This is a genomic window from Collimonas antrihumi (assembly GCF_018304965.1).
GTDB classification, from domain to species: domain Bacteria; phylum Pseudomonadota; class Gammaproteobacteria; order Burkholderiales; family Burkholderiaceae_D; genus Collimonas; species Collimonas antrihumi.
Genome location: NZ_JAGQED010000012.1, coordinates 61,471 through 73,923 on the forward strand (window position 1 = coordinate 61,471; position 12,453 = coordinate 73,923).

The following is a 12,453-nucleotide window of genomic DNA, read 5'->3' on the forward strand; positions in this document are numbered from 1 at the left end:
TGATTGTATGCCATCGTCCGTGTCATCGAGACCTGATGAGGAAACGTTAACTAATGATGCAGGCTGAATCGGCATGATTCTTTGCAGAGTGTGAGACATGCAAGAGTTTGTAACCCCTTGTTGCATAGATAATCCGCCGTGCTAGCTTGTAACTAACCACTATCCATTCCTTGCTGTCGGGAGAAAAAATGAAAAACAACAAAGCCCCAATGGCGCTGATGTTAAGCGTGTGCGTAGCATTGCTGCCGCTCGCGGGCTGCGATAAAAAAGCCGACACAACACCAGCCGCATTGGCGCCGCAAGTGCCGCAGGCACAAGCTGCTCCTGCGTATGTTCCGCCAACTGCTGATCAGCTATACCAGCTGGTCGGCCCGATCGCCTTGTTCCCGGACAAGCTGGTGGCGCAAGTGTTGGCAGCATCCAGCTATCCCGACCAGGTGACGGCTGCCGACAACTGGTTGGCGCAGAACAAGAATCTGAAAGGCACCCAGCTGCAAGACGCGGCCAATCAACAACCATGGGACGTCAGCGTAAAAGGCTTGACCCAATTTCCTAGCGTGCTGGATCAGATGGCCCGCAATATTCCCTGGACCTCGGCTCTCGGCGACGCCTATGTCAACGATCCTGTCGATGTGATGAACGCAATTCAGGTGATGCGTCAGCGCGCTGCCAGCAGCGGCAATCTGAAAAACACTAAACACCTGCGGATTGCCGTGAGGCCGCGCGCCGAACCGGCACCGGCTTACGGCTATGCGCAAGCACCTGGTGAGCCGCGGGTGTACGACGGCCCCGAAATGATTCCGCCACCACCGGAAACCATCGTGATTGAACCGGCCGAACCGGATGTAGTGTATGTACCGGCCTACAATCCGGGCGTGGTCTACGGCGAGCCGCTGCCGGTTTATCCCGGCTATTACTACGAACCCGCTCCTGTGTATTACCCGCCTGGGGAAATTGTGAGCGCCGGCGTGATTACGTTCGGGCTGGGGATTGCAGTCGGCAGCGTTATCAGCCATCACGACTGGGATTGGAATTCGTGGGATGTGCATTGGGGTGGTCGTCATGGCGGCGGTGGCAACTGGCATCGGCCTGCGGTTGTGTATAACGACAATACCTATGTGTCGCGTTCCACCACGATCGTCAACCGGGTTACCAATAACGTTACGAATAACAATACGGTGATCAATAACAATAGTAACAACAACAATAACAACCGCTTCAACAATAACAACAACAACCACAATAATTTGGGCGGCCCTGCCAACAATCCCGCGTTAGCCAATGGCGGGCGCCCTGGCCAGCCGGGCGGTGGCGCTCCTAATTTCAATGCAGCCCGGCCTAACTTCGGTGCGCAGGGAAATCCTGTACAACCGCAGAGGAATCCGCAGATGAGTCAGAATGCTGCGCCGCTTGCCGGCAATCCTCGGCAGAACCATCCGCAGCCGGATTTCAACAACATGACCAAGCCTAATTTCGGCAAGATTCCGCCAGGCGCAAATGGCGTCGGCGGTGCGCCAAATCTGAATCAGCTGGCGCGCCCGGGATTTGTCCGGCCGGCGCCAAATCAGCCGCAAGCCGGCGAACAGGGACATCCGGCTTTTGGCCAGCCTGGGCAGAACGCAAGGCCGATGCCGAATCAGCTACAGCAAAACGCGCAGAATCTGCACCCGGCGCCACCCAGGAATGTGGAAGCGCAAAAGCCCGCTAACCTGAACCAGCATCCTTTCGGCGGCAATATGCAAAGGCCGAACAGCAACCGTCCTGCCGTGCCAGAGATGGCAAGGCCACAGCCACAGCCACAGCCATTTCAGCCGCCGCAGCACAATGTGCAGAATCGGCAGCCGGAGCAGTTCCAGAACAGGCCTAATGGCGGCCAGCAAATGCATCAGGAAATGAATCGGCCGCCAGCAAATCCTGCTCCTCAGGTATTCAACCGCCCGGAACCGCGGCCACAACCACAACCGCAGATACAGGTGCGGCCGCAACCGCAACCACAGATGCATCCACGGCCACAACCGGAAATGCAACCAAGGCCACAACCTCAGCCACAACCGGAAATGCAACCAAGGCCGCAGCCTCAGCCACAGCCGCAAATGCAGCCACGCCCGCAACCTCAGCCACAGGTCCAGCAGCCACGTCCGCCGCAGCAAAATAACGAGCAGGCGCATAACAATGGCGGTATCCACCTCCAAAAGAAGGAAGACGATCACAAATGAGCGCGCTGAGAAAATGTAATCGGGACGGCGGGAGTAGCTAGCCATAAGCCGTCGTTCAACAAAAAAGGCTGGCTGAACACACGGTTCAGCCAGCCTTCTTGTTTTCACCAGTCGCTATTCGATTTTTATTCGACGTTTTCTATGCGCCTAAGCCTGCAAAGTCATCAGGCTGGCGTTACCGCCGGCAGCGGTGGTGTTGACGCAAACAGCGCGTTCGGCCAGCAAGCGCCACAATGGAATCGAGGCGTATTCCGAAGTCTCCAGCAAAGGCACCAGTGCCCCGCTTTGTTCTCCGAGCGCAGTCAGCAACGGACGCAAGCGCGCAGTGCCTGCGCCGTCGACCAGAGCCAATTGCAGACGCGTAGCATGGTCGTCGCCGGCGAGCTTGTCGACCACCCGGATCGCGGCACGCACTGCACGTGGCAAACCTTCCGGGACCATCGCAGACGAAGCCGTTTCGACCACCGGCAAATTGCCGGTAGCGAAAACCGCAGCCAGTTGATTCAGCATGGTGCCGACGTTATCCGCACTGCACAGAATCGCACCGCGCGGTGCGAACGACAAACTATTGCGCTCGCCGGTCGGGCCCGGCAGCACCAGCGAAGTACCGAGCCAGCTGGCATGCATGTATTCCTCGCCCAGCGCCGCTATGCGTTGATGGCCGTGGGTCCGTGCCCAGCTCAGCAAGGCTTGCAGCACCGGTGTCGCGATCGTGGCGTCGGCATTCGGTGCGTGAATCGTGTGCGCACCCAGCGAGACGGCAGAATTACGTTGCAGGCGTTTCAGATACAGCGGACCGCCGGCTTTCGGCCCGGTGCCGGATTTTCCTTCGCCGCCAAACGGCTGCACGCCGACTACCGCGCCGACGATATTGCGATTGACGTAGATATTGCCGACGTGCGCGTGACCGACGATGAAATCGATGGTTTCATCGATACGCGAATGGATGCCCAAGGTCAGGCCGTAGCCGCTACCGTTGATGGCATCGATCAGTTGCGGCAGCTCACTGCGCGCATAACGCAGCACATGCAATACCGGGCCGAATACTTCGCGCTTCAACTCGGACATGGAACCGATTTCGATCAGTGTAGGCGCCACGAAAGTGCCGTTGCTTTGTTCGGCCGGCAGCGGCAATTGATAGAAATCTTTCGCTGTGGCGCGCATCTTTTCGATATGCGCCAGCAGTTGTCCCTGCGCTTCGGCATCGATCACCGGTCCGATGTCAGTACTCAGACGATCGGGATTACCGATCTGCAGCTCCTGCATGGCGCCCTTCAGCATATGCAGGGTGCGATCGGCGATATCGTTTTGCAGGCACAGCACGCGCAAGGCTGAACAACGCTGGCCGGCGCTGTCGAAAGCCGAACTCAGCACATCCTGCACCACTTGCTCCGGCAATGCGCTGGAGTCGACGATCAAGGCATTCTGGCCGCCGGTTTCGGCGATCAACGGTAAATCGATCGATTCCGCCAGCGAACGTTTGGCCAAGGTGCGATTGATGATTTGCGCAACCTCGGTCGAGCCGGTAAAAATCACACCCTTGACGCGCGCATCGGCAGTCAACGTAGCGCCAACGGTATCGCCCTGGCCTGGCAAGAATTGCAAGGCGGCATGCGGCACACCGGCGTCATGCATCAGTTGTACTGCGCGCGCGGCGATCAGCGGTGTTTGTTCGGCCGGCTTGGCCAACACTACGTTACCGGCCGCCAGCGCAGCGCTGACTTCGCCGGTGAAAATCGCCAATGGGAAATTCCATGGGCTGATACACACCACCGGCCCCAGCGCCAGCGCATTCTGCGCATGCCGGACTTGTGCTGAGTAGTAGCGCAAGAAGTCGACTGCTTCGCGCACTTCGGCAATAGCGTTGGGCAGCGATTTTCCTGCTTCGCGGATCGCCAAGGCGATCAATTCCAACTGATTATCTTCGAACAAAGCTGCGGCGCGATCCAGTTTGTCGGCGCGCTCCGCAGGCGGCAGGGTTTGCCAATCCATGGCGTAGACGCTGGCGGCATGCAATGCCTTATCCACATCGGCCACGCTGGCTTCGATCACACTGCCGACCACGTCGCGCTGGTCGGCCGGATTCAATACCGGACGCGCAGCCTGATTGAACGTTTGTGGCTCGGCCAGCATCGGCGCGACATGCCATTGCTGCTTGCCGAAGACACCGAAAGCGCTGTCGATCTGACGCAAGACTTCTTCGTTGCTCAAATCCAGGCCGGCCGAATTCTTGCGTTCCGCACCGTACATAGCCGTCGGCAATGCAATCTGCGGATGCGGCTCGCCGCCCAGTTCCCGGGCGGCTTGCAGCGGATCGGCAATCAGCGAATCTATCGACACATTTTCATCGACGATCTGATTCACGAAAGAAGAATTGGCGCCGTTTTCGAGCAAACGCCGTACCAGGTAAGCCAGCAAAGTCTGGTGCGAACCGACCGGTGCGTAGATCCGGCAAGGCTTGTCCAGCATATCCTTGCCGACCACCTGGTCGTACAAGGTTTCACCCATGCCGTGCAGGCACTGGAATTCATAATCGGTGATATTTTTTTCTTGCGCCCAGCTGTAGATGGTGGCCAGCGTATGCGCATTATGCGTAGCAAATTGCGGATAAATGACAGCGGTCGCCGCCAGCAATTTCTGTGCGCAAGTCAGGTACGAAACATCGGTGTACACCTTGCGGGTATATACCGGGAAGCCGGACAAGCCGTCGACCTGGGCGCGTTTGATTTCAGAATCCCAATAAGCGCCTTTAACCAGCCGCACCATGAATTTACGGCCGCTGCGATGCGCCAGGTCGATCAGGTAATCGATCACGAAAGGACAACGTTTCTGATAACCCTGCACCACAAAACCGATGCCGTCGAAACCGGCCAGTTCAGGATCGAACGCCAGCGCTTCCATCAAGTCCAGCGACAATTCCAGGCGATCGGCTTCTTCGGCGTCGATATTCAAGCCGATGTCGTACTGTTTTGCCAGCAGCAGCAATTGTTTCAGGCGTGGCAGCAATTCTTCCATGGTACGTTGCCGTTGCGCGCGCGAATAACGTGGATGCAGCGCCGATAATTTGACCGAGATCCCCGGCCCTTGCTTGATGCCACGTCCAGCCGAAGCCTTGCCGATGGCATGGATCGCATCTTCATATGAGCGGTAATAGGCGGCCGCATCTTCTTCCGTCAAAGCCGCTTCGCCCAACATATCGTAGGAATAGCGATAGCCACGCTTTTCATTGTCGCGGCTGTTGTCGAGTGCTTCAGCGATGGTCTGGCCGGTGACAAATTGATTGCCCAGCATGCGCATGGCCACATCGACGCCCTTGCGGATCAGCGGTTCACCACCGCGGCCGATCAATTTGGTCAGCGCCGAGCCCAACCCACGCTCGCTATTGGTGGCCACCAGCTTGCCGGTAATCAGCAGGCCCCAGGTAGCGGCATTGACGAACATCGACGGTGATTCGCCCAGATGGCTGCGCCAGTCGCCCTTGCTGATCTTGTCCGCGATCAGGCGATCGGCGGTCTGGTGATCCGGAATCCGCAACAGCGCCTCCGCCAGGCACATCAGCGCCACACCCTCTTCCGAAGACAACGAGAATTCATGCATCAAAGCGTCGACGCCGGAAGCGCGCGTGCGTTTTTCCCGCACCGCTTGCACCAGCTTGCGCGCCAGCGCCTGGCTGGCAGCATGCGAGCCGGCGCTGGTTTGCACCTGCGCCAGCAGCCACTGCACGGCCAGTGTTTCATCGCGCCGGTAAGCAGCGGTGATGGCGGCGCGCAATGGCGTCGGATCGGTCATGACTTCGTGGTGAAAAGCGGTGAATGCAGTGCTGAACATGGTGGCGGAAGGAGTATTGCTGGATGGCTGGGATGACGGCGGTAGCGGCGGCATGGCGATTGTCTCGGTCTCGGTAAGGATAATTATGGTGTCAACTTGTGGTTGCTCCCACAAGCCGTAAGCAACCTGCTGCCGGGCGATAATGCTGACTCTGCCCGCAGTTGGCATTGCAGGAATGGCAACATCGCCGCCCGGCCGCAGATTTGCTCGCTGGCATTGTCGTTTTAGTTTCGGTAGAAATCTAAGTTGTTCGATTGTAGGCGGCATCGGCATGGATTAATTCTGGTAATAATGGCCGCTATCAAAATTTTGTTATTGGTGAGAAAATTTAACCGAATAAAATTTTTCAGAAAACATCCCATGCTAGACAAGATAAGTAAGAAAATTCTGGCCGAATTGCAAAATGATGGTCGTATCAGCAATGTCGATCTCTCGGCCCGCGTCAACTTGTCGCCCGCCGCCTGCCTGGAGCGCGTGCGCAAATTGCAGGAGGCCGGCTATATCTTGCACTACACGGCCCAGCTCAATCCGCAGCTGCTGGACGTAGCGTTACTGGTGTTTATCGAGGTAGTGCTGGACCGCACCACGCCGGAAGTATTCGAAGCATTCAGCCAAAGCGTGCAAATCATCCCGGAAGTGCTGGAATGCCACATGGTGGCCGGCGGCTTCGATTATCTGGTCAAGGCGCGCGTCAAGGACATGAACGCCTATCGCGAGTTTCTAGGCAAATCGCTGCTGCAGCTCAAGGGCGTGCGCGAGACGCACACTTATGCGGTGATGGAAGAGGTCAAGCACACCACTAAATTGCCGATACGCTGACATATTGCCGAAAATCCATTGAACTACTGTAACTACGGAAAACGACCATGAATCGACTGATATTAGCCGCGGCATGTTTCGCCGCTCTGCAAGGATGTACGACTATGGATGAACCCGCGCCAACCCCGCAAACCGAAACCCATGCGAGCAATTCATCATCGGGCTGCGCGGCAGACAAACAGGAAGATAGCGCACTGGTAGGCAAGACCGAACAGCAAGCCGTAGCGCTGTTGTCCGGCTGCGTCTGGCGCATCGGCGAACGCGATGGAGAGCAATTCGCCGGGACCATGGATTATCAGGAAGCCCGGCGCACGCTGGGGATTGCTGCTGGCAAGGTGACGTGGGTGCGGCGCGGTTGAGGTGGTATATGCCAATAAGTGGAAAGAGATTATTGCGCGGGTTTTAGCGACATTTTTCGATGGTAGTTGCCACAGATGATTGCCGCTGCGCTGGCGATAAGTAATATGGGAAGTCCATCAGAAAAATTTGCTCTATGATTTTCCGGAAGAGGGAAATAAGTGTCGCCGATAATTGCCCCTAACCATACAAAAACAGCGAAGCTGATGAGGACGATACGGACGATCCGTTCCGCTGGATGACATGGCAAACTAGATAATTGTTGAATTGGGAATCTTCGATTCCAAAGAATCGCTACCGGTATTGTAATTACAGTAACGATGATGAAAGCGTAGACAAAACCGACAAGTGACGCAAGGTCCTCGCTCTTCCCTAAAATTCGGGCAGACCAATACCAAACGCCATCAGGCAATTGCGGTAGAGACTCGGCAAATGCAAGCCACAAACCTGAAAAAAAACAGGTCGCAACTATAAGCCAGATTAGCAGATAAATATAACGCCAGGTTTTCATCGCATTCAAAATAGTTATTTATTGTTTAACTATCCAGTGTGTCGAGGAATTTGCATCTTGACAAATTGACCATCGATTCGTGCGCTAGCCCACAATTTTTAACAAAAAGTTAAAAGTGGAAATTAAGCTGCACGTGACGTCGCCCTTATATTTCGAGTTGAATGTAAAACAACTATAACTCCGAAGAGTGTGCAACACTAGTTGTGTTTTTTATATCAAAACAACTAATTCGGAGGATAGACATTATGAAATTACCGGGCACCCCACGTAAATTATTGCTCGTCGTGATCTGCAGCTTAAGTGGTCCTGCGGCGATTGCGGCTTCGGAACCGGTTGCCGCGTCCGCAGGCGCGGAAGCGGCAAGAACCGAGATCGCCCGACAGGCCAAGGCGCTGGAGCCAGCCATGCTGGAAACACGGCGCGATATCCACGCCCACCCGGAACTAGGCAACGCCGAGAAGCGCACCAGCGCACTGGTGGCTGCGCAATTGCGGGCAATGGGGCTGGAGGTCAAGACCGGTGTCGCGCGCACCGGTGTGGTAGCGATACTGAAAGGCGCTTTGCCCGGCCCTACCGTCGCCCTGCGTGCGGATATGGACGGCTTGCCGGTCAAGGAAACAACCAATTTGCCGTTTGCCTCGCGCAGCAAGGGGCTTTATCTGGGTAAGGAAGTCGATCTGATGCATGCCTGCGGTCACGACACGCATACCGCGATGTTGCTGACGACCGCCAAAATCCTGAGCGGCATGCGGGCGCGCTTGCCGGGGACCGTAGTGTTCTATTTTCAGCCGGCGGAAGAAGGCCCTGGCGACTTTGTCCCGGATGGTAAAAATACCTGGGGCGCAAAGATGATGGTGCAGGAAGGCGTAATGAAGTCGCCCAAGCCGGACGCTGTATTTGGCTTGCATGTGCTTGCCGGGATTCCGGCCGGCCAGATCACTTATCGCGCCGGCCCGACCACGGCCAGTTCGGACGATCTGCACATAAAGATGATTGGCAGGCAGACCCATGGCGGAGTTCCCTGGGCTGGTATCGACCCGATTATCATGAGCGCCGAAGCATTGGTCGGCTTGCAAACAGTGGTCAGCCGCCGGACCGATATTTCAACATTCCCATCGGTGGTCAGCATCGGCACGATCCATGGCGGCACCCGTGACAACATTATTCCACAGTCCGTCGACATGACCGGAACCATCCGTACCTATGACGCGGGGATTCGGAAAAAGCTGCATGCCGATGTACGGCAGACGGTAGAAAAAATTGCCGAGAGCGGCGGCGCCAAAGCGGAAGTGAGCATCGTCGAAAAATACGACCCGACCGTCAACGATGCCGTCCTGACGGCCAAGATGGAGCCGACATTGCGTTGGGCGGCACAGGATGATGTGGTGCAGGGTGCGCTGTCCGGCGGCGCTGAAGATTTTTCTTTCTTTGCCAACGAAGTGCCAGGCCTGTTTGTGTTCCTGGGCATCACGCCGCGCGACCAGGATATGGCCAAGGCTGCGCCGAATCACAATCCGGGATTCTTTGTGGATGAATCGGCTTTGGTAGTCGGGGTGCGCACCATGGCTTCGCTGGCGACCGATTACCTGCATGCGAATGCTGCTGCGCCACGTTAAATCGGAAAGGTTGAGGATAGCTTGATTTAACGTAGCGCCAATTCAGGTACTGCTGCGTATCGCCAACCGGAAACCGAGATCGACACTGGTTGTTTCCACCACCTCGCGCCTGAGTATCTTGATCAGCAGCTGGGCGGCGGTAAAGCCGATGTCGTAACGCGGCGTGACGATCGTGGTGATGCCGGGATTGGCGTAGGCCGACCATGGCAAATCGTTAAAGCCGGCAATCGCCATCTGGCCGGGAACCGAGAGGCCGCGCCGCTGGCATTCAAACAAGACGCCAAGTGCAAGATCGTCATTGCAGCAAAACACCGCATCGCAGGAGGGAGTTTGCTGCAAGATCTGGCCTAGCATCCTGGTGCCGAGCTCTACCGTCGACGGCGCCGGCGTCAATACTTCAACGTCGGCGGCTATGCCGGCTTCGGCGAGCGCCTTGCGAAAGCCATGCCGGCGTTTCATCATGCGCGGATCGAGCTGGGCGCCGAGGAAGCCGGGTTGGCGGTAGCCGCGCTCGATCAAATGGCGGGCGATGCTGTAGCCCGCGTCTTCATGCGAAAAACCGACAGTGACTTCGCTGCAGCCGGGATTCAGGTCGAACATGCGCACCGCCGGCACATTGTGCGCCGCCAGCTGGTCGCGCAACACATCCTGCTGTTCTATGCCGCTGAGCAAAAAACCATCCGGCGCATGCGCCAGATAAGTGCTGATCAGCTGACTTTCCTTTTCCTGCGAGTAACTGCTTTCGCCGATCAGGAATTTGTAGCCGTGCTGATTCAGGCTGTCGCGGATCCCGGTCAGGGTTTCCACGAAAACCGAGTTGCTGAGCGACGGCACAATCACGCCGATCACTTGCGATTTGGCCGAGGCCAGCGTGCTGGCAGCTTGATTCGGCACATAGCCGAGTTGCTTGATCGCCGCCGCAATCCGTTCCCGTGCTTCCAGTTGCACCAGCGCTGGCGTTTTCAATGCGCGCGATACCGTCATCGGGCTGACGCGGGCTAGCCGGGCGACGTCGACGATAGTTACCCTGCCGCTGGCGCGGCTATGGCGTTGCTGTTTGAGTTCCGGGGCGCTCATGGTCGAAATGGCATTCTTATAGTCTCGTTGTACTTTGTATTTAGCTGGCAGCCGTTTCCTGTACGCATTATCCGGTCAATCTTCGGATATTTGTGCGCGGTAGCGGAATCTTGTCCATTTGGCTAGCGCAGCCAATGTTACACGCAAGGCATGGCACATTGATATAGTCTCCTTGGAGGAATGATGCAGTCGCGCCACGCTATCGCATCCCGATATACTCATCATCCATATGATAGCGCTACCTTATAAAGTGTTATTACAGCCACTGATTACAGCCACCGATTACAGCCACTGCACAGCCGCCAACAAGCACTACAATGAGGCGGTGAGGCTAGCGATTCGCCAAATGACCGGCCAAATCCAGGATAGCGGCCTGTCCGGCTAATTTTCCTTACATCTGCATATTCCATCACGAGGTAGTTCATGCAACATCAGCCAGAATACATGCTTGGCGTAGATATCGGCACCACCAGCACCAAGGCGGTGCTGTTCACCACCCAGGGACAGGTCGTGGCGCAGCATGCGGTGGAATATCCCCTGTTATGCACCACGCCGGGCATGGCTGAGCAAGACCCGCTGCAGATTTACGCCGCGGTGCTCAGCGCGATCCAGAATGCGGTCAGCAGCAGCAAGGTCGCCGCCGGAGAGATCGCCCTGGTGTCCTTCAGCGCCGCCATGCATAGCGTGATTGCGGTGGATCAGGACGGCGCGTTATTGAGCAACAGTATCACTTGGGCTGACAATCGCGCGGGCGAATGGTCCAACCGGATTCGCGACGAGCTGGATGGCCATGCGATCTATTTGCGCACCGGTACGCCGATTCATCCGATGTCGCCGCTCTGCAAAATCATGTGGCTGCGGCACGACCAGCCGCAGCTGTTCGGACGCACCGCAAGGTTTGTCGGTATGAAGGAATATGTGTTGTATCGCCTGTTCGGCGAATGGCTGGTCGATCACTCGATCGCCTCCGCCACCGGCATGTTCAATTTGCAGCAGCTGGATTGGGATCAGGGTGCGTTGCAGATGCTCGGCATCAGCCCGCAACAGCTATCGCGACTGGTGCCGACCACGCACTACCTGAGCGGCCTGGCGCCAGCCATGGCGCAGCAGCTGGGCTTGTCATCGTCGACGCCGTTCGTGATCGGCGCCAACGATGGCGTGCTATCCAATCTCGGCGTCAATGCCATCGGCCCGGGCCAGGTTGCCGTCACTGTCGGTACCTCGGGGGCGATGAGGACGGTGATAGACAAGCCGGTGACCGATCCCGCCGGCCGTACTTTTTGCTATGCGCTGACAGCCAAACACTGGGTAGTCGGCGGCCCTACCAACAATGGCGGCAGCATCTTCCGCTGGGTGCGCGATGAACTGGCCACCGCCGAGTCTGCCGCCGCCAAGGAAGCCGGGCTCGATCCGTATGAAGCGTTGACCAAGATTGCCGAGTCAGTGACTGCCGGCGCTGAAGGATTGCTGTTCCATCCCTACCTGGCAGGTGAGCGCGCGCCGCTTTGGAATGCCGATGCGCGTGGATCCTATTTCGGGCTGGCGATGCATCACGGCAAACCGCATATGATCCGGGCCGCGCTGGAAGGCGTAATTTTCAGCCTGTACAGTATTTTGCCGGCCGTAGAAGACCTGATCGGACCGACCACTCATATGATGGCGACCGGCGGTTTTGCGCGTTCAGCCTTATGGCGGCAAATGATGGCGGATATTTTCGAGCGCGAAGTGGTGGTGCCGGAAAGCGTCGAGTCATCCTGTCTCGGCGCCACCGTGCTGGGTTTGTACGCCCTGGGGAAAATCGATTCGCTGGATGCCATCGGCGGCATGGTCGGCGCGACGCACCAGCATCTGCCGATTCCAGAGAATGTGGCGCTGTATCGCCGTCTGTGGCCGATCTATGCCGCCATTCCCAAGCAGCTGGAGCAGCAATACCGGCAGTTATCGCAGTTTCAGCGTGAGACGGCGGTTCAAGTCCGATAAGGCGTAGGGTGGGCAACGTTTTTTGCCCATGCGTGACCGCGATAACCGG

General features: G+C 57.1%; 8 protein-coding genes. 5 read left to right on the top strand and 3 right to left on the bottom strand.

Annotated elements, in window-relative coordinates; translation table 11 throughout:
• Positions 1-188 precede the first annotated feature (188 nt).
• A complete protein-coding gene (locus tag KHU29_RS12375) occupies positions 189-2,216 on the top strand; it encodes a DUF3300 domain-containing protein (RefSeq protein WP_211453106.1) in 2,028 nt (675 codons plus the stop codon).
• 147 nt (positions 2,217-2,363) lie between these two features.
• Here KHU29_RS12375 and putA read toward each other — a convergent pair whose 3' ends face one another.
• On the bottom strand, positions 2,364-6,044 hold the full coding sequence (putA, locus tag KHU29_RS12380) for a trifunctional transcriptional regulator/proline dehydrogenase/L-glutamate gamma-semialdehyde dehydrogenase (RefSeq protein ID WP_211453147.1): 3,681 nt from the start codon (positions 6,042-6,044) through the stop codon (positions 2,364-2,366).
• Positions 6,045-6,404: 360 nt separating this feature from the next.
• Between putA and KHU29_RS12385 the strand changes: the two genes are divergently transcribed.
• Together KHU29_RS12385 and KHU29_RS12390 are read left to right on the top strand one after the other, a co-directional pair.
• Complete coding sequence (locus tag KHU29_RS12385; protein WP_014008389.1) at positions 6,405-6,863, top strand: Lrp/AsnC ligand binding domain-containing protein; 459 nt, start codon at positions 6,405-6,407, stop codon at positions 6,861-6,863.
• A 47-nt stretch (positions 6,864-6,910) separates the two neighbouring features.
• Positions 6,911-7,222: a hypothetical protein gene (locus KHU29_RS12390; RefSeq protein ID WP_211453107.1), complete on the top strand. Its 312-nt coding sequence runs from the start codon at positions 6,911-6,913 to the stop codon at positions 7,220-7,222.
• 29 nt (positions 7,223-7,251) lie between these two features.
• Here KHU29_RS12390 and KHU29_RS12395 read toward each other — a convergent pair whose 3' ends face one another.
• Positions 7,252-7,731, bottom strand: a complete 480-nt coding sequence (locus tag KHU29_RS12395) for a hypothetical protein (protein WP_211453108.1) — start codon at positions 7,729-7,731, stop codon at positions 7,252-7,254.
• Between the two features lie 245 nt (positions 7,732-7,976).
• Between KHU29_RS12395 and KHU29_RS12400 the strand changes: the two genes are divergently transcribed.
• Positions 7,977-9,347 carry an amidohydrolase gene (locus KHU29_RS12400; protein ID WP_211453109.1) on the top strand — a complete coding sequence of 457 codons (1,371 nt, stop codon included), beginning with the start codon at positions 7,977-7,979 and terminating at the stop codon, positions 9,345-9,347.
• A gap of 42 nt (positions 9,348-9,389) precedes the next feature.
• Here the strand turns inward: KHU29_RS12400 and gntR are convergent, their stop codons facing one another.
• Positions 9,390-10,424 (bottom strand): HTH-type transcriptional regulator GntR, encoded by a 1,035-nt coding sequence (gntR, locus tag KHU29_RS12405; protein ID WP_211453110.1) that lies wholly within the window; start codon positions 10,422-10,424, stop codon positions 9,390-9,392.
• A gap of 423 nt (positions 10,425-10,847) precedes the next feature.
• On the opposite strand from gntR, the gene gntK reads away from it, so the two are divergent.
• Positions 10,848-12,404 (top strand): gluconokinase, encoded by a 1,557-nt coding sequence (gntK, locus tag KHU29_RS12410; protein WP_211453111.1) that lies wholly within the window; start codon positions 10,848-10,850, stop codon positions 12,402-12,404.
• Positions 12,405-12,453 lie beyond the last annotated feature (49 nt).

Bases quoted from the DNA above. Each gene is read 5' to 3' on its own strand.
- KHU29_RS12375 (WP_211453106.1), top strand. From the start codon at position 189: ATGAAAAACAACAAAGCCCCAATGGCGCTGATGTTAAGCGTGTGCGTA.
- putA (WP_211453147.1), bottom strand. From the start codon at position 6,044: ATGTTCAGCACTGCATTCACCGCTTTTCACCACGAAGTCATGACCGAT.
- KHU29_RS12385 (WP_014008389.1), top strand. From the start codon at position 6,405: ATGCTAGACAAGATAAGTAAGAAAATTCTGGCCGAATTGCAAAATGAT.
- KHU29_RS12390 (WP_211453107.1), top strand. From the start codon at position 6,911: ATGAATCGACTGATATTAGCCGCGGCATGTTTCGCCGCTCTGCAAGGA.
- KHU29_RS12395 (WP_211453108.1), bottom strand. From the start codon at position 7,731: ATGAAAACCTGGCGTTATATTTATCTGCTAATCTGGCTTATAGTTGCG.
- KHU29_RS12400 (WP_211453109.1), top strand. From the start codon at position 7,977: ATGAAATTACCGGGCACCCCACGTAAATTATTGCTCGTCGTGATCTGC.
- gntR (WP_211453110.1), bottom strand. From the start codon at position 10,424: ATGAGCGCCCCGGAACTCAAACAGCAACGCCATAGCCGCGCCAGCGGC.
- gntK (WP_211453111.1), top strand. From the start codon at position 10,848: ATGCAACATCAGCCAGAATACATGCTTGGCGTAGATATCGGCACCACC.